Annotated in this window: 18 protein-coding genes; 10 read left to right on the top strand and 8 right to left on the bottom strand. The window is 66.6% G+C overall.

Annotation, left to right across the window (positions count from 1 at the left end):
• Window positions 1-113 precede the first annotated feature (113 nt).
• From qcrB to ctaE, 4 genes are read right to left on the bottom strand one after another with little or no spacing between them, the layout of a single operon-like run.
• Complete coding sequence (gene qcrB, locus AAYO93_RS09955; RefSeq protein WP_345761027.1) at window positions 114-1,754, bottom strand: cytochrome bc1 complex cytochrome b subunit; 1,641 nt, start codon at window positions 1,752-1,754, stop codon at window positions 114-116.
• Window positions 1,751-2,824: a cytochrome bc1 complex Rieske iron-sulfur subunit gene (gene qcrA / locus AAYO93_RS09950; protein ID WP_345761026.1), complete on the bottom strand. Its 1,074-nt coding sequence runs from the start codon at window positions 2,822-2,824 to the stop codon at window positions 1,751-1,753. The genes qcrB and qcrA overlap by 4 nt, the downstream gene beginning before the upstream one ends.
• 37 nt (window positions 2,825-2,861) lie before the next feature.
• The gene (gene qcrC / locus AAYO93_RS09945; RefSeq protein WP_345761025.1) at window positions 2,862-3,683 is read right to left on the bottom strand and encodes a cytochrome bc1 complex diheme cytochrome c subunit; all 822 of its coding nucleotides are present in this window, start codon (window positions 3,681-3,683) and stop codon (window positions 2,862-2,864) included.
• 24 nt (window positions 3,684-3,707) lie between these two features.
• Complete coding sequence (ctaE, locus tag AAYO93_RS09940; RefSeq protein ID WP_345761024.1) at window positions 3,708-4,376, bottom strand: aa3-type cytochrome oxidase subunit III; 669 nt, start codon at window positions 4,374-4,376, stop codon at window positions 3,708-3,710.
• 102 nt (window positions 4,377-4,478) lie between these two features.
• Here ctaE and trpD point away from each other — a divergent pair, with 102 nt between their 5' ends.
• The 7 genes from trpD to AAYO93_RS09905 are packed head-to-tail and all read left to right on the top strand — an operon-like array spanning window position 4,479 to window position 9,960.
• Window positions 4,479-5,528, top strand: a complete 1,050-nt coding sequence (gene trpD / locus AAYO93_RS09935; RefSeq protein WP_345761023.1) for an anthranilate phosphoribosyltransferase — start codon at window positions 4,479-4,481, stop codon at window positions 5,526-5,528.
• A 14-nt stretch (window positions 5,529-5,542) separates the two neighbouring features.
• Complete coding sequence (dhaK, locus tag AAYO93_RS09930; protein WP_345761022.1) at window positions 5,543-6,544, top strand: dihydroxyacetone kinase subunit DhaK; 1,002 nt, start codon at window positions 5,543-5,545, stop codon at window positions 6,542-6,544.
• A gap of 36 nt (window positions 6,545-6,580) precedes the next feature.
• Complete coding sequence (dhaL, locus tag AAYO93_RS09925) at window positions 6,581-7,219, top strand: dihydroxyacetone kinase subunit DhaL (RefSeq protein ID WP_345761021.1); 639 nt, start codon at window positions 6,581-6,583, stop codon at window positions 7,217-7,219.
• Complete coding sequence (gene dhaM / locus AAYO93_RS09920; protein WP_345761020.1) at window positions 7,212-7,973, top strand: dihydroxyacetone kinase phosphoryl donor subunit DhaM; 762 nt, start codon at window positions 7,212-7,214, stop codon at window positions 7,971-7,973. The genes dhaL and dhaM overlap by 8 nt, the downstream gene beginning before the upstream one ends.
• Before the next feature lie 42 nt (window positions 7,974-8,015).
• Window positions 8,016-8,462, top strand: a complete 447-nt coding sequence (locus tag AAYO93_RS09915; protein ID WP_345761019.1) for a YdeI/OmpD-associated family protein — start codon at window positions 8,016-8,018, stop codon at window positions 8,460-8,462.
• Window positions 8,463-8,500: 38 nt separating this feature from the next.
• Complete coding sequence (locus tag AAYO93_RS09910) at window positions 8,501-9,505, top strand: serine hydrolase domain-containing protein (RefSeq protein ID WP_345761018.1); 1,005 nt, start codon at window positions 8,501-8,503, stop codon at window positions 9,503-9,505.
• Between the two features lie 53 nt (window positions 9,506-9,558).
• Window positions 9,559-9,960 (top strand): phage holin family protein, encoded by a 402-nt coding sequence (locus AAYO93_RS09905; RefSeq protein WP_345761017.1) that lies wholly within the window; start codon window positions 9,559-9,561, stop codon window positions 9,958-9,960.
• On the opposite strand, the gene AAYO93_RS09900 is transcribed toward AAYO93_RS09905, so the two are convergent.
• Window positions 9,957-10,697: an SDR family oxidoreductase gene (locus AAYO93_RS09900; protein ID WP_345764806.1), complete on the bottom strand. Its 741-nt coding sequence runs from the start codon at window positions 10,695-10,697 to the stop codon at window positions 9,957-9,959. The two genes, AAYO93_RS09905 and AAYO93_RS09900, sit on opposite strands and share 4 nt — an antisense overlap.
• 148 nt (window positions 10,698-10,845) lie before the next feature.
• On the opposite strand from AAYO93_RS09900, the gene AAYO93_RS09895 reads away from it, so the two are divergent.
• Genes AAYO93_RS09895 through AAYO93_RS09885 form a run of 3 tightly spaced genes read left to right on the top strand, consistent with a single transcriptional unit; the run spans window position 10,846 to window position 13,827 of the window.
• Complete coding sequence (locus AAYO93_RS09895; RefSeq protein WP_345764805.1) at window positions 10,846-12,174, top strand: amidase; 1,329 nt, start codon at window positions 10,846-10,848, stop codon at window positions 12,172-12,174.
• 59 nt (window positions 12,175-12,233) lie between these two features.
• The gene (locus AAYO93_RS09890; RefSeq protein WP_345764804.1) at window positions 12,234-13,376 is read left to right on the top strand and encodes a zinc-ribbon domain-containing protein; all 1,143 of its coding nucleotides are present in this window, start codon (window positions 12,234-12,236) and stop codon (window positions 13,374-13,376) included.
• Between the two features lie 34 nt (window positions 13,377-13,410).
• The gene (locus AAYO93_RS09885) at window positions 13,411-13,827 is read left to right on the top strand and encodes a VOC family protein (protein WP_345764803.1); all 417 of its coding nucleotides are present in this window, start codon (window positions 13,411-13,413) and stop codon (window positions 13,825-13,827) included.
• A 39-nt stretch (window positions 13,828-13,866) separates the two neighbouring features.
• On the opposite strand, the gene AAYO93_RS09880 is transcribed toward AAYO93_RS09885, so the two are convergent.
• The 3 genes from AAYO93_RS09880 to AAYO93_RS09870 all read right to left on the bottom strand — a co-directional run bounded on the left by AAYO93_RS09880 (window position 13,867) and on the right by AAYO93_RS09870 (window position 17,171).
• The gene (locus AAYO93_RS09880) at window positions 13,867-14,934 is read right to left on the bottom strand and encodes a M23 family metallopeptidase (RefSeq protein ID WP_345764802.1); all 1,068 of its coding nucleotides are present in this window, start codon (window positions 14,932-14,934) and stop codon (window positions 13,867-13,869) included.
• A gap of 595 nt (window positions 14,935-15,529) precedes the next feature.
• Complete coding sequence (locus AAYO93_RS09875) at window positions 15,530-16,039, bottom strand: DUF2127 domain-containing protein (RefSeq protein WP_345764801.1); 510 nt, start codon at window positions 16,037-16,039, stop codon at window positions 15,530-15,532.
• Between the two features lie 187 nt (window positions 16,040-16,226).
• Window positions 16,227-17,171, bottom strand: a complete 945-nt coding sequence (locus AAYO93_RS09870) for an alkaline phosphatase family protein (RefSeq protein WP_345764800.1) — start codon at window positions 17,169-17,171, stop codon at window positions 16,227-16,229.

Below are 17,171 nucleotides of genomic sequence, written 5' to 3'. Positions count from 1 at the left end.
GCGCGTGCAGCAGTCGTGTGTGCAGCGGCCTGGTGCGCGCCGCATGCCGTGAACAGCGAATGCGCCGACCGAGATCTCTCTCGCGGCCGGCGCATTCGTAGAGCTCGACAGGCTTAGTGGTGACCCGAACTCGACTCGAGTTCGCCCTTGGTCGGTGGCAGGATGCGGTCTTCGAAGAACCACCGAGAAAGCCCGGACCGCATTCGCGTACCGATCGTGATCTTGCCCTGCTTATTCGGACGGATCATCAGCGGCTCGTAGGTGTCGAAGCTCACCAGGCGCCAGCGCTCGTACTCGTCGAGCGGCTCGTGCACTTCGATGAACTCGCCGCCCGGCAACTTGACGATACGTCCCGATTCGAAGCCGTGAAGGGCGATCGAGCGGTCCTTCTTCTGGAGCGCGATGCAGACGCGTTTCGTCAGGAAGTAGGCGATGAACGGACCGAGGATCGCCATTGCCTGGATGGCGTGGATAACACCCTCCATCGTTACTTTGAAGTGTGTGGCGATGATGTCGGAGCTCGCGGCAGCCCACAGGGCCGCGTAGAACGTGACACCGGCAGCACCGATCGCCGTGCGCGTGGCCTGGTTCCGGGGACGGTCGAGGATGTGGTGCTCACGCTTGTCACCGGTGATCCAGGCTTCGATGAACGGATAGAACATCGCCAGGACGATGAACACACCGATCGCGACGAGCGGGACGATGATGTTGAACGACCAGGTACGGTTCAGCCACACGAACTCCCAGCCCGGTGGTATCAGGCGGAGGGCACCGTCGGCGAAGCCGATGTACCAGTCAGGCTGCGTTCCGGCGGACACGGGCGACGGGTCGTATGGACCGTAGTTCCAGATCGGGTTGATCGTGAACAGCGAGGCGATCAGTGCGATGACACCGAAGATGATGAAGAAGAACCCGCCGGCCTTGGCCGCGTAGACCGGAAGGACCGGATAGCCGACGACGTTTCCTTCGGTGCGACCCGGCGCGGCGTACTGCGTGTGCTTGTGGATGACCACGAACACCAGATGGAGGCCGATGAAGGCGAGCACCAGGGCAGGCAGCAGGAGGATATGCAGCGTGTACAGTCGGCCGACGATCGCCGTACCCGGGAACTCGCCGCCGAAGACGAGGAACGAGGTCCAGGTTCCGATGACCGGGATGCCCTTGACCAGGCCGTCGATGATCCGGAGCCCGTTGCCCGAGAGCAGGTCGTCGGGGAGCGAGTAGCCGGTGAATCCTTCGGCCATGGCGAGGATGAACAGCGTAAAGCCGATGACCCAGTTGAGCTCGCGCGGCTTGCGGAAGGCGCCGGTGAAGAAGACGCGCAGCATGTGCAGGCCGATCGCCGCCACGAACAGCAGTGCCGCCCAGTGGTGGATCTGACGCATCAGTAGGCCGCCGCGGATCTCGAACGAGATGTTCAGCGTGCTCGACATGGCAGCGGACATCGAGACGCCCTTGAGCGGGACGTACGAGCCGTTGTAGACGACCTCTGCCATCGACGCCTGGAAGAAGAACGTCAGGAACGTTCCCGTCAGCAGGATGACGATGAAGCTGTAGAGGGCGACTTCACCGAGGAGGAATGACCAGTGGTCGGGGAAGATCTTGCGACCGAACTCCTTGACGGCGCCGGAGATGCTGGTGCGGTCCTCGATGTAGTTCGCGGCAGCGGCGGTGAAGCCGCCCTTCTTCGCCGGGGCGTCCGTGGTGGACCCTTCGAAATGTGCCGCAGACGATGCGGCTGCTGAGGTTGTCAACTGCGCTCCCAGAAGCTCGGGCCTACTGGCTCGGTGAAGTCACTGCGTGCGATGAGGTAACCATCGGAGTCGATCGTGATCGGCAGCTGCGGCAGCGGTCGCTTCGCAGGTCCGAAGATCACTTCGGCCTCGTGCGTGATGTCGAACTGCGACTGGTGGCACGGGCACAGCAGGTGGTGGGTCTGCTGCTCGTACAGTGCGACGGGGCAGCCGACATGGGTGCAGATCTTGGAGTAGGCGACGATTCCGTCGTAGTTCCAGTCCCTGCGGCCGGGGGAGACGTGGAGGTCTTCCGGCTTGAGGCGCATGAGCAGAACTGCGGCCTTGGCCTTCTGCTCGAGTGCGTCTTCACGTTCGTTGAGCCCCTCGGGGATCACGTGGAACGCGGAACCGAGGGTGACATCGGCGGCCTTGATCGGCGTACCGGAGGGGTCACGGGTGAGGCGGGTCCCCTTCTTCCACATCGTGTGGGAGAGGAGTGTGACAGGGTTCTCGTTCTGCGGAGCGAGACCGCGGAACAGGACGACAGCGGGGAGCGGGAACACGACGAGCGCACCGATGAGACTGTTTCGGATGAGCGTGCGCCGGTTGAATCCGGATTCTTCGTCGGCGATGCGGAAGATCTCTGCAGCGCGTTCGGTGGTCTGCTCTTTGCCGCGCGTCGAGTGCCTCAGGTCGATGCCCTCGCGCTCGTGCATGAGCGCCTTGCCCCAGTGGACCGCACCGATGCCGATGGCAAGCAGCGCAAGCGCGATGCCGAGGCCGATGAACATGTTGTTCAGGTGGACCGAACCCGGGTCGTTGTCCTCGATCGGGAACGCCATGTATGCGGCGATGGCCCAGACGCTGCCTGCGATCGACAGGTAGAAGAGCGTGTAGATCACGCGTTCGGCACGGCGTGCCTTCTTCGGGTCGATGTCCGTCACCCGCATGCGGTGAGGCGGGAAGCCCGGATTCTCCACACGGTCACTGAGCACGACCGCGGTGCCCGGGTCGCCCTCCCTGTGGACTTCGACGGCCGACGAGCTGGCAGGGGTCAGCTCGTGTCCGCCGTTATCGTCCTGTGCCATTGTTCTCCTTCGTGCGCTGTGTCATGTCAAGTACCGTCTAGTTCGACTTCGCTGTGATCCAGACGGTCAGCGCGATGACCGCGCCCACACCGAAGATCCAGAGGAACAGACCCTCGGCCACGGGGCCGAGCGAACCGAGCTCGAAGCCGCCGGGGGACTGGTTCTTCTCGATGTACTTGAGGTAGGTGATGATGTCAGCTTTGTCTTTCGGGGAGATGTTGAGGTCGTTGAACACGGGCATGTTCTGAGGACCGGTGACCATCGCCTCGTAGATGTGCTGGGCGCTGACGCCCTTCAGCGGCGGAGCGTACTTTCCTTCGGTGAGTGCACCGCCGGCGCCCGCCACGTTGTGGCACATGGCGCAGTTGACGCGGAAGAGTTCTCCACCGTTCGCGGCGTTGCCGTTGCCCTGCAGCAGTGACTCGTCGGGGATCGCCGGCCCAGGGGCGAGCGATGCCACGTAGTCGGCGAGCGCCTTGATGTCGGCCTCAGTGAACTGAACCGGCTTCTCCTGGGCCTGCGGGCCCTGCATCGCCATCGGCATGCGGCCGGTGCCGACCTGGAAGTCGACAGCCGCAGCTCCCACACCGATGAGGCTCGGACCGTTGGTGGTGCCGGTCGCGTTCAGCCCGTGGCAGGTGGCGCAGTTCGCCTGGAAGAGCTTCTTGCCCTGGTCGACGGACTCCTGCGAAGCGACCGTCGGCTCGGCTGAGGCCGTCGACGTGTTGAATGCCGCGTAAGCCCCCCCGGTGAGCCCCAGTCCGATCGCGATCAGTGCGATCGTGGCCAGCGGGTGCCTGCGGCCGCCCTTGCGGGGCTGCCGCCGGGATCCGGCCGTAGTGTGCGTTTTTGCGCGCATGGTGGTGAGGTCTGCTCCTGATTCCTATTTGAGAACGTAGATGACCAGGAAGAGCCCGATCCAGACGACGTCGACGAAGTGCCAGTAATACGAGACGACGATCGCACTCGTCGCTTCTTTGTGACCGAAGGTCTTGACCGCGAAGGCCCGACCGATGACGAGGAGGAAGGCGATGAGGCCGCCGGTCACGTGCAGACCGTGGAACCCGGTGGTGAGGTAGAACGCGGAGCCGTAGGAATTCGCGCTCAGGGTGATGCCCTCGGTGACGAGCGTGGCGTACTCCATGATCTGGCCTGCGACGAAGATGGCGCCGAGCGCATAGGTGAGCGTGAACCACTCGACCATGCCCCACTGGCTGGGCTTCCAGCCGACCGATCGGGGCTGGAGGCGCTCGGCCGCGAACACGCCGAACTGGCAGGTGAACGAGCTCGACACGAGGATGATCGTGTTCGTCAGCGAGTACGGAATGTTGAGGTGCGCGGTCTCGGCGGCCCACAGCGCGGGGGACGTCGAACGCAGCGTGAAGTAGATCGCGAACAGCCCCGCGAAGAACATGACCTCACTGCCAAGCCAGACAATGGTGCCGACGGCCACGACGTTGGGCCGGTTGATTGAGGGCGCACTCGCCGTAGGAGTAATTGAGGTGCTCGTCACCGTTCCATTATGGCCGAAAAGGAGTCGGGGTTTTCTCATTCATAGGGTCTGTCTGCACCCTATTTCCGGTTAGGCTTGCCTTAGTTCGCAGGCTCCAACGCGGTTGGGCACAGCACTGCGCCGCCTCAGTAGGATCGCTGTATGACGGAATCTCCGAGCTGGTCGTCCATCCTCACGTCGCTCCTCGGGGGCGAAGACCTGAGTGTCGCCAACGCGGCATGGGCGATGGAGCAGGTCATGACCGGCAACGCGACGTCCGCACAGCTCGGCGGATTCCTCGTCGCACTGCGCGCGAAGGGCGAGACGGTCGACGAGATCGTCGGGTTCCGCGATGCGATCCTCGAGCACGCCATCCCTCTTCCCATCAATCCGATGGCACTCGACATCGTCGGTACGGGAGGGGACCGTTTCGGCACGGTGAACGTGTCCACGACGGCGGCGATCGTCGCTGCCGCAGCAGGCGTTCCGGTGATAAAGCACGGCAACCGTGCGGCGAGTTCTTCGTCAGGCTCGTCGGATGTGCTGGCGGCACTCGGCATCGACCTCGCGCTGCCCGCAGAGAAGGTGGCCGAAGTCTTCGAGCGCACCGGGATCACGTTCGCCTACGCATCCGCTTTCCACCCGGGCTTCGCCAACGCGGGCCCCGCGCGCGCTGAGCTCGGCATCCCGACCGTCTTCAACTTCCTCGGTCCGCTCTGCAATCCGGCGCGCCCCGAGGCGTCCGCCGTCGGCGTCGCGCACCTGGATCGGGTTCCGCTCATCGTCGGCGTCTTCCAGACACGCGGTGCGACGGCCCTCGTCTTCCGGGGCGACGACGGGCTCGACGAGCTCTCGACCACAGGACACAGCCACGTGTGGGAGGTCTCACGCGGCCTGGTGACCGAGCACGACATCGACCCGAGGGATCTCGGCATCCCGCGGGCCACCATCGCCGACCTCCTCGGAGGCGACGCGGCGCACAACGCCGACGTCGTCCGTGCCGTGCTCGCCGGACAGGAAGGTCCGGTGCGCGACATCGTATTGCTCAACGCGGCGGCAGGGCTCGTATCGTACGAGCTCGCAGCCGACCCGTCGAGGGTCCAGGATGCCATCCTGGACCGTTTCCGTTCGAAAATGGCTGTCGCCGCCCAGGCGATCGACTCCGGGGCGGCTGCCTCGAAGCTCGAAGAGTGGGTTGCGGCCACACGCTGAAAGGCAGGGTTTCAATGAAGAAGCTCATCAACGACGTCCCCGACGTCGTGGACGAGACCCTCGACGGGTTCGCCCGAGCGCACGCCGACATCGTCACGGTGTCCCATGATCCGCGGTTCGTCTCGAGAGCCGGCGGTCCCGTCCAGGGCAAGGTCGGACTCGTCAGTGGCGGTGGCAGCGGCCATGAGCCCCTGCACGCCGGATTCGTCGGTCTCGGCATGCTCGATGCCGCGGTTCCCGGCGAAGTGTTCACCTCGCCGACACCGATGCCCATCGTCGGTGCGACCAAGGCGGCTGACGGGGGCGCGGGGGTCCTCCACATCGTCAAGAACTACACGGGCGACGTTCTGAACTTCGAGACCGCCGCCGATCTGGCCGGGGCGGAGGGGGTCGCGGTGCGCGCTGTCGTCATCAACGACGACGTCGCCGTGCAGGACTCCCTCTACACGGCCGGCCGGCGTGGCGTCGCCGGAACGGTGCTCGTCGAGAAGATCGCGGGCGCGGCAGCCGAACGCGGTGACGACCTCGACAGGGTGACGGCGATCGCCGAGAAGGTGAACGGCCAGGTCCGGTCGATGGGTCTCGCCCTCGCAGCCGGGACCGTCCCGCACGCCGGAGAGCCTGGTTTCGAGCTGGCCGACGACGAGATCGAGTTTGGCGTGGGCATCCACGGCGAACCGGGCCGTGAGCGCCTCACGATGGAGTCCGCGGATTCGCTGACCGACCGGCTCATGACGGCCATCCTCGACGACCTGCCGTTCGCATCCGGAGACAAGGTCCTGCTCTTCGTGAACGGGATGGGCGGCACTCCGCAGTCCGAGCTGTACATCGTCTTCCGCCGTGCCGCCCAGATCCTCGACGACCGAGGAATCACTCTCGAGCGCTCGCTCGTCGGCAGTCTCGTCACCTCGCTGGAGATGCAGGGCGTGTCGATCACGGTGCTCAAGCTGGACGACGAGTTGACCGCTCTCTGGGATGCGCCGGTGAACACGCCGGCACTCCGCTGGGGCGTCTGACCGGGAAGCGCGGGCACACACGATGGGAGTGGCGGCATGAAGCTGGACACGGCATGGGTCGAGACCTGGATGGGCGCCTCGGCGACGGCGATCGCCGAGAACAAGGCGCTGCTGAACAACCTCGACCGGGAGATCGGCGACGGTGACCACGGAGAGAACATGGATCGCGGTCTCTCGGCCGTCGTGACGGCTCTTGCCGCGCTCCCCGACGATGCGACCCCGGCGGCGGCGCTTCGCTCGGTTGCGATGACGCTCATCTCGACGGTGGGCGGTGCGTCCGGGCCGCTCTACGGCACGGCGTTCCTGAAGGCCGCGGAGCCCGTGGGCGACACCGCAGACCTCGACGGCGCCGAGGTGGTCTCGATGCTCAGAGCGGCGCGCGACGGGATCGTCTCGCGCGGCAAGGCGGAACCCGGTGACAAGACGATGATCGATGCGTGGACACCGGCAGTCGATGCCGCGCAGTCCGCTGCGGACGAGGGGGGTTCCCCGGGCGCCATCCTCGCCGCGGCGGCGGCGGCGGCAGAAGCCGGCGCGGTCGCGACCGAGCCACTGGTCGCCCACAAGGGGCGGGCGAGCTATCTCGGCGAGCGGTCTGCCGGGCACCGCGATCCGGGCGCCCAGTCGACAGCGATCATCCTCCGCGCTGCGGCGACGGTGGCGGGCGATGACTGACGGCGACACTCCGCTGGTCGGCATCGTCTTCGTCTCCCACAGCGCCGACCTCGCCCGCGGAATCGTCGAGGTCGCCGGACAGATGGCACCGTCTGTCGCGCTGGTCGCGGCCGGCGGCACCGACGACGGCGGCGTCGGCACCAGCTTCCTCAAGGTGACCTCCGCGATCGACGAGGCGGATGCGGGTGCCGGCGTGGTCGTGCTCAGCGACCTGGGCTCTGCGCTGATGATCGCGGAGACCGTCGCGGACCAGCTGCCCGACAGCCGGCGTTCGCGCGTCGCCGTCGTGGATGCGCCGTTCGTCGAAGCCGGTGTCGCGGCAGCCGTCGCCGCGGAGACGCGTGGCGATTTCACGGCTGTCGTCGCCGCCGCAGAAGGGGCGCGGGAGGCGTGGGAGGGGATGCCCGCGAGCGGCGGCCCGATCGCATCCGCTTCCACTGCATCCTCTCCCGCTCGATCCGAGACCGGCGACGCGCCCGGCTCGGACGAATCCGTGGTCCGTTTCGTGCGCGAAGTGACGCTCCGCAACAAGGACGGACTGCACGCGAGACCGGCCGCGGAGTTCGTCAAGCTCGCGAACACCTTCGACGCCAAGGTCACCGTCAACGGCAAGGACGCCAGGAGCCTCCTCGGCATCATGTCGCTCGGTTTGAACGTCGGAGCGTCGGCGGAGATCGCGAGTTCCGACCCGGGCGGCGAGACGGCTGTCAACGCGTTGGCAGCCCTGGTTGAGTCCGGTTTCGGCGAGGCCTGACAAGCCCGCTTCACATGCGCTGACCAGAGGGGATGGATGGGGATGAGGATCCAGGCGACAGTGGAAGCGCACGGGAAGTCGGCGACGGGAATCGAAATACCGTCAGCGGTCGTCGAGCAACTCGGGGGAGGCCGCCGGCCGCCGGTCAGCGTCACCATCAACGGGTACACCTATCGCAGCAGTGTCGCGTCGATGGGCGGCCGCTACCTGCTCGGGCTCAGCGCCGAGGTCAGGCAGAATACCGGCGTCGTCGCCGGAGACACGATCGATGTCGATCTTGAGCTGGACACCGCGCCACGCGAAGTCGAGGTACCCGCCGACTTCGCCCAGGCCCTGTCGTCGCGCCCCGATGCGCGCGCCGCGTTCGATGCACTGAACTACAGCAACAAGCGACGACTGGTCATGGCGATCGACGCGGCGAAGGCGGCCGACACGCGCCTGCGCCGGATCGAGAAGACCGTCGGCGATCTCGAGGCCGGGACGGCCTAGCCGACACCCCGGGGCGACCGGGTCGGTACGATCGGATGGTGGACACCTCCGATCTCGAATCCGTACTCGGCGACGATTTCTCGGGTGTGGTGCTCGTGCGAGAGCGCGGTGCCGTCGTCTTCCAAGCCGCACGGGGGCTCGCCTCACCGCGGTGGGGCATCCCGAACACACTCGATCTGCGGTTCGACACCGCCTCGATCACCAAGCTGTTCACCAGTGTCGCGGTGCTCCAGCAGGTTGAGCGCGGCGCACTCGATCTCGAGACGTCCATCCACTACTACGTCGACCTGGCCGGAACGACGATCGGGCCCGACGTCACCCTGCTCCACCTGCTCACCCACACGAGCGGCATCGCCGACGATGCGGACGAGGAGGCAGGCGAAGACTACGCGGCACTGTGGGTGGACAAGCCCAGCTACTCCGTCATCGAGACTGCAGACTTCCTCCCGCAGTTCGTCCACAAGCCGCCGCTCGCACGGGCAGGGGTGCAATGCCGCTACTGCAACGTCGGGTACATCCTCGCCGGGCTGGCTGTCGAGCGGGCCAGCGGGATGCGGTACCGCGACTACGTGCGCGAACACGTCTTCGCGCGCGCCGGGATGGCCGACAGCGGATTCTTCGACCGGCGGGACGCCGAGCCGCGGGTGGCGGAAGGATGGGACCGCGACGCCGACGGACGCTGGGTCGAGAACATCTTCAGCTACCCTCCGATCGGCTCGCCAGACGGGGGAGCGCACGCGACAGCATCCGACCTTCTCCGATTCGTCGACGCAGCCCGAGGCGGAGTGCTCCTCGGCCCCGAGTTCACCGAGGAGTTCTTCCTCCCGCAGGTGGAGCATGACGAGCAGGTCTTCTACGGCTTCGGGCTGGAGTTCGACGTCGAGGAGGACGGCACGGTGCGCTCCTGGTACAAGGAGGGCATCAACGCCGGCACCTCGGGCATCGTGCGCAGCTATCCGTCCGAGGAGGTCGACCTGGTCGTGCTGAGTAACTCCGAAGAAGGTGCGTGGCCGGTGATCCGGGAACTCGACGGGCGTCTCTGAGCGCGCCGGGCGAAACGGTGACAAGGGGTGGACGCTCCGACAGAATGAGGACCATGGTCCGTCTGCTCATCCGTATCGCGATCTTCCTGGTCTCCGCCGCGCTCGGGCTCCTCGTGGCCTCGTGGCTGCTGCCGGGGTTCGGGCTCACAGCCGAAGGATTCCTGATCACGATCGTCGTGTTCGCGGTGGTCCAGGGCGTGCTCTCGCCGTTCATCGCCAAGATCGCCGCACAGCACGCGCGCGCCTTCCTCGGCGGGGTGGGTCTGGTGTCGACCTTCGTCGCCCTCCTGATCGCATCGCTGTTCGCAGGCGGACTGAACATCAGCGGCTGGCAGACCTGGATCCTCGCGACCATGGTCGTCTGGCTCGTGACGTCGCTCGCGACGTTTTTCCTCCCGATGGTCTTCCTCAAGAAGAAGGTCGTCGCAGTCCGCGGGTCGCGGCCTGCTGCCTAGCTGCTCCGGCGGGGATGCCGCTCATCCCAGTGCGCCTGGATCGGCGGATACAGAGTCTCGAGCGCGGTGGGGAGTGCGGCCTTGATGGCGCGCGTCTCATCGTCGGCGAGCACCTCCTCGGTGCCGGACTCGATCGCGGCCATCGTCAGTCGGGCGACGTCATCAGGATCGAGCTTCGCAACGTGCACGCGCGCGGCCATCTCAGTGTCGATGAACCCGGCGTGAACGGCGATGACGAGCGTGCCCTGGCTGTGGAGCTCGACGCGCACACCGTTCGTCAGCGACCAGGCCGCAGCCTTCGACGCGGCGTACGAGCCGGTCGCCGTCGGGGTTACCCAGCTCGCCGCCGAGAGCATGTTGACGATCGCGCCGCCGCCGTTGCGTTCGAGCACAGGGGCGAATTCGCGGCAGAGGCTGAGCATCCCGAAATAGTTGACCTCCATCTCGTTGCGCGCGCCGTCCGTGGTCGGAGCGCCGATGAACGGGCTCGCGCGCATCGCGCCCGCGTTGTTGATGAGGATCCCGACATCGCCGCACTGTGCGGCGGCCGCCGCGACCTGGCCCGGATCTGTGACGTCGAGACGCACCGGAAAGAGACGGGGGTCGGTCACGGACGATGGATCGCGCACTCCGGCGTAAACCGTACGCGCTCCCGAATCGAGGAGCGCCGAGGCGAATGCTCGGCCGAGGCCGCGATTCGCCCCGGTGACCAGTGCGACCGCGCCCTGGATGCGCATCCACGTCCTCCCTCGGCCGTTTCTGCGAGCTTACGCCGGCCGGATGCCAGACTGGTGGGGACCATAGCCATCGGGAGGCACGCTGGATCGCACCGAGTATGCGCGTTTCGACGCTGTCGGCCTGCGGCAGCTGATCCGGCGCGGGCAGGTGAGCCCCGCTGAGGTCGAGGCCGCCGCGAGGGATGCGGTCACGAGTGTCGCCGACGAGCTCGGGGCACTGACGCAGCCCCTCTTCGAATCGGCGCTGGCGTACGACGCGGACGGACCGCTCGGCGGCGTGCCGTTCGTCATCAAGGACAGTGGACCGTTCGCCCGCGGTGTCTCGTTCGCTTTCGGAAGCCGGGCGATCCGCGGAGTCGCCGACCAGGACCACGAACTCATGCGCCGCTTTCGACGTGCCGGCCTCGCTGCGATCGGTCAGACGTGCGCACCTGAGCTGAGTCTCAGCTTCGCGACCGAATCCCGACTGCACGGCGTCACCGGCAACCCCTGGAACCTGGCGCGGGGCGCGGGCGGCTCGAGCGGGGGGGCTGCGGCGCTCGTGGCAGCGGGTGCGGTTCCGGTCGCGCACGGGAGCGACGGTGCCGGGTCGATCCGAATCCCTGCCGCGTGTTGCGGCGTGGTGGGGCTCAAGCCGAGCAGGGCAAGGACGACGTCAGGTCCCGAACTGCAGCGGGGAGAGACGATGGGGGTGGATTTCGCGTTGAGCCGCACGATCCGTGACACCGCTGTGCTCCTGGATGCTGTGGCAGCGCCGAACGCACGTCTCGCAACGCCCGAACGGCCTTACGAAGAGCTTGTGCGGATCGATCCGGGGAGGTTGCGGATCAGTGTCACGGTAGCGCCGTGGTCGCGTGGCGCGGTGGTCCCTGAGATCGCAGACACCACCAGGCGGACCGCGGACATGCTCGCCTGGATCGGGCACGACGTCGCGGAGGTGTCGCCCGCGATCGACCAGGGAGACGTGGTCGCTGCAGAGTTGCTCGCCATCCACGCTGCAGGGCGTGCCCTCCTGCTTGCGCCGCGCCGGCCCGACACGCGGCAGCTCGAGGCTGTCTCACGGTCGATCGTCGCAGAGACGGCGGCGATGACGGATGCGGACGTCGCCGGGTTCGCGGATGCCCAGCATCGCGTGACCGCTGACGTCGAGCGGGTGTTCGCGACGGCCGATCTTCTCGTGACCCCGGTGACCGCGGAGCTTCCACTCCTGCACGGCACGCTCGACTACAACGATCCCCGCTGGACGGCGAGGACCTGGCTCGAACGCATCCTCGAGTACGGTCCGTTCACTGCGGCCTTCAACGTCTCCGGGCATCCGGCCATCAGCCTGCCGCTCGGACAGTCGCGGTCCGGCCTGCCGATCGGCGTGCAGCTCGCCGCTCCGCTCGGGCGGGAAGACCTGCTGCTGCAGGTCGCCGCCCAGCTCGAGCAGGCGATGCCGTGGATCGAACGGCACCCACCGATCTTCGCCGGATGACAGGGGTCGGACGTACAGTTCGTACGACGAGCCCACATTTCGTCGAAGGAGGAGCCGTCGTGCCGGAGAGCGTGCAGCAGTGGTGGGCGCGCCGCCAGTGGACCAAAGGGATGCGCGTGCCGTACGCCGTGGGCACGTACCGATCGGACTGGGAGCGGTACCCGACGCTGATCCGTCAGTATCACCCGGACCTGAACGCGGGGATCGTCCTGAGCCAGGTGCCTCCGGGTGCCGACGTCTATCTGGTCTGGGAGTGCGATTCCGGCCATCGCTTCGCGGCGACTCCCGAAGAGCAGCGCAGCCGGCCAGGCGGTTCGCGCCGGCGTTCGACGTGGTGCCCGGAGTGTGCGGAGCTGGCGCAGCGCCGTCGGATGCCGGTCGGCATCGTTCGCGAACCCGTCGTGGCGTTCGCGTGCGGCCATCCACGGGATCCACGCGCGGTCGGCGAGCTTGAGTCGAATGAGCGCTGCGCGTTGTGCCGACGACTCGCCGAGACGGGACTTTCGCGCGAGGCGCTGATGGGGATGGCGTCCCCGGGGCGCAGAGACGAACTGGAATCCGAGACGCGCGTCGACCGGCGCTATTCGTGGCTGTGCGGCAACGGGCATCCGGCGTTCGAGGCCAGCATCGACTCGGTGCTTCGCGGGCGCAGGTGTCCCATCTGCCGTCACGCCGGGGCCGCGGCGGACCGTTATCCGGTCGGGGCGGCGTTCGTGAGCCCGTGGGCGCCCCAGCCGGCGTCCGCGGCAGAGGCGAAGCTCCGGCAGCAGCTGGGCATGGTCCTCGCCGTCGACCTCACGCCGAACGCCGTGAAGGTCGCGAAGCCGTTCTATACCCATCTCGAGGTGTGGCCGGATATCGTCATCGACGAATTGAAAGTCGCCATCGAGTACGACACCACGGGTCGAGACGGCCTCGAACATGTGGGTCGTCGCGAGCTGTCGGACCGTCGCAAAGACAGGCTTCTTCGGTCGGTCGGGTGGGAAGTTGTGCGAATCCGCTGCGGAAAACTCCAGCCGATCGGCCCTTTCGACCTCACCGCATCGGGTGTGTCCGATGTGCTGGTCGACAGGGTGCTCGATCGACTCGGGGAGATTCGCGGCGCGCTGATCGTCGACGCCTACCGAACGGCGCCCGGCGTTGCATCCGGCGTGAGCCCGGTTGTGGAATCGACCGGTGCGCATGTCAGCGGTCGTCGGTAGCCTGAACCCAAATCGATGAACAAGGAGGCCCGATATGCCCACGCTTCTGAACCCTTACATCAGCTTTCGAGACACAGCGAAGCCGGCGATGGAGTTCTACCAGACGGTGTTCGGAGGTGAGCTCAACCTCAGCACTTTCGGCGATTTCCAGGCGAGCGACGATCCGGCCGAGAAAGACAAGATCATGCACGGTCAGCTGACGTCGCCGACCGGCCTGGTCCTCATGGGGGCTGACACCCCCAACCGTATGGACTATAACCCCGGCGACAACTTCTCGATCTCCCTGAGCGGTGACGACGAGGCAGAACTGCGCGGCTACTGGGACAAGCTCGCCGTCGACGGAACGATCACCCAGCCTCTCGAGAAGGCTCCCTGGGGCGACAGCTTCGGCATGCTCAACGACAAGTTCGGTGTCACCTGGCTGGTGAACATCGCTGGGCCGCGACCATAGCCCGTCGCGGAGCGCGCGTGAGGCGTCGGTTGTGCGCGGCTAACGTCCGACGATGACTCCTCGCACAGCCAGGAACGGCTGAGGGTCGATGCGTTGTCCGTCGATGCGAACCTCGAAATGCAGGTGACAGCCTGTGGAGAGGCCGGTCGAGCCGACGAGTGCGATCGGCTGACCGGCCACCACAGCCTCTCCGACATGAACGAGCGTGCCACCGTTCTCGATGTGTCCGTAGACCGTCTGTACGCCGTGGCCATGGTCGATCAGCACCCAATTGCCGTAGGAGCCGTTCGGTCCGGTTGATTCGACTGTTCCGGCCGCGGCCGCCACGATCCAGGTCGAACACGCGGCAGCGATGTCGTCGCCGTAATGGAAGGGCCCGGTTCCGAGCGGACGCGACGGCCGCGGACCGTACCCATCGGTGATCTGTCCGCGAAGGGGATCGACCCAGGCCGCCTTGCCAAGTCGGCCATCGTCGACGAAGTTCGGGAATCGTGTCACGCTTCCGGTGGATGCGATCTGGAGTTGCACGGAGGCCATACGCGCCTCCGCCGAATCGACCGCAGCTGACGCGCTCGCGACGGCCTGCTGGTTGCTTTCGACGGGAATCGTCCCCACGGCATCCTTCGCTTTGTCGGCCTGTGTCCGCAGCCCCCGAGCGACGACGGCGTCGTGCTCGGCGCGGGCGGCCAGCTCCGAGGGCGACGCGCTCGCGCGTGCCAGCTGATCGAGCGAGCCGAGGCGTTGCAGAAGGTTGCCCCCGGTGCCGGCGAAGATCGCCGCAAGCGGGTCTGCCGACTCGAGCGGGTTGCCTCCGGCACGCACCGCACGCAACAGCAGTCGGGCAGACGTTGTTGCGGTCTGTTCAGCCGCCTCGGCGCGCTGGTCGGTATCGGACGCCAGCTGGTTCGCCTGGTCGAACTCGTGCTTCGTCGCCTGGTACTCGTCAGAGGCACTCGCGTAGGCCGCGCGAGCCTCGGCGACCTGCGCACTTGTCGCCGCCAATTCGGCCTCGAACTGCGCAGCCAGGGCGCTCACGGCGGCATCCGGGGATGCCTGTTCGAACGGCTGCGGCGCCGTCGCGTCCGGCGTGACGGGCTCGTCGTCCACGGGTGGATGAGCGGTCGGCTTCGGGGTCGGGCTGGGTGTCGGGGTGGGGCTGGGCGTCGGGGTCGGCGTAGGCGTTGGGCTGGGTGTCGGGTCCGGTGTGGGCGTAGGGGTCGGGTCGGCTGTCGGCGTGGGTGCTGGAGTCGTGGACGGGTCGGCAGGGTCGGAAGTCGTCGGCGGGGGAGTCGCCGGCTCGCATTCGCCGCCCGTGGCGTCGGTTCCGTCCGAGGGCGCAGGCGTAGGAATCGGTGTCGCGCTCGGATCGGCAGGGACTGTCGTCGAAGCGTCCGTGGGTGGGCAGGTCGCCTCGACGGTCGCCGGATTGGCGAACCCGAACAGGCACAGGGAGGCGATCGCGCACACCACTCCCGCGCGGCGAGGATACCCCCGTCGTGGATTCGTCAGGCCTTCTCGGCTATCTCTGCGCGTGTGTGACATCGGTGAACCATCCACCAGCCCCGATGGCGACCGACCCATACGGAGCTGGACGTCTTTTCGAGTCTTTCACCACGCCATGTCCCGCACAAGGTCGCCGAGGTCGTGCACAGCAATCCCGAGGGTCCGCCCCGTCAGCGCGCGTGCGACATGACGGCGAGTGCTAGTCCATCGCCGGGGCCGGGCTCGACCGCCGCGCGGCCCGATGGAAGCCGTACTCGCGCCAGGTCAGCCACGCCACGAACGCATCGAACACTGTCAGAGCGACAAGCCCCCACGAGAATCCCACGACGAGCTGATAGCACTGGAAGCCGATGAAGACGAGGAGGAAGCCGATCATCCACGGATAGGCCCAGAGCTGGTTGCGCAGCACAGCCCAGACGAGCACGACCTTGACGATTCCGTGGAGCAGCAGGTAGATCGCTCCGAACAGTGTTGCCGACGCACTGAGCCCACCGGCTGCATGGCGGATCGCGTTGGCGATGAGGTCGTCGGGGTCTTCAGCGAGTTCGTGCTGGGTGATGAGCTGTGCGAACGTGCCGATCTTGTCCGCAGGGATGACGAGGAGGAGTACCCCGCCGATGAGCTCCAGGACTCCGTCGATTCCCTTGAGGATCAGGCTGACGACGAAGATGCGATCGAGCACTCTGTGCTGCTGGGTCTCTGCCTTCATCTCGCTCCTTGGTCCTCGATGCCAGTGTCCCCCTGAATCCGGGGAGTTCGCTCGATTCAACGCCGGAACGGGTTGCAAGAACAGGGGTACCCTGACGCCGGCCACCTGCAATCCTCACGGAGTGAGGACGACGCGCTCGCGGAGCCGTCGATAGTCTCGGGCTTCGACTCGGTGGATGGTTGGAGCTTCAGCGGAGAAGGGGCGTCATCGGCAGGGCGCTCGCGTCGTTCGCGGTCATCGGTGGCAGCCCCCATTCACCTTCGATGGTCCGCAGGAGCGAGTAGTGGTTGAACGGCGCCGTCGACTTCGCATGGGGAGCTGCCGCCGACCCGGCGAAAACGCACGCGATCACATTGTCTGAAGAGTCCCCTTCGTCGAACGTGACGACCAGAAGGGAGCGCTGCTGGGTGAACGCGGGGGAGCGAAGGATGCTCGGCACGACCGCCGCCAACCACGCGTCGCCGGTGGCGATCGAGCAGTTGTGCATGTCGTTGCAGAGATTGGGGCTGATGAACGAATAGTTCGGGAGCGAGTCGGTCGAGGCGAGGTCTGCGGCGAATTGGGAGAACCTGACGACGTGCGAAGCGCAGTACGACGGATCACTGGTGACGCTCGGAAAGAACAGGAAGGGGATGTGCTTCACTGCGTACAGTTTCGTGTTCCTGACCGAGCACGGCGTCGGCATGCTTTCGGCGTACATCTTCCAGGTGCGATGCGATCGATCGAGCGCCTGGGCGATGTTTGGTCCAGTGACCAGGCACGATCCACCTGGCGGGTTGCAGTCCGTGTTGATGCCGGCTGTCGTCCCGCTCGTCATGGCGAGGTAGTTCGGAAGGCTCGGATGCGTGACACCGGAGTACTGGTACGCGGTCGCATACTTCCGGGCGAGACCGTTCAGGAACGGTGCTGCGCTATTGCCGATGATCGACGTGGCCGTCTTGTTCTCGTCGACGATGATGACCACATGCTGCAGCGACGAGGCGAGCGGTGTCCGGGGCGACCCGGACTGAGTGCCCGATGTCGATGAGGACGAACCCGGCGAGGCCGACGGGCCGCCGGCGCTGCTGGTGCACGCGGCGAGCGCCAGCGTGAGGGCGACGAAGGCAGTCGCGAGAGCCGGGCGCCGGATCAT

The organism is Diaminobutyricibacter sp. McL0608 (assembly GCF_039613825.1).
Classification (GTDB): domain Bacteria; phylum Actinomycetota; class Actinomycetes; order Actinomycetales; family Microbacteriaceae; genus Diaminobutyricibacter.
Note: the sequence above shows the minus strand (reverse complement) of the source record. Positions and strands in the feature narration are given on the sequence as shown.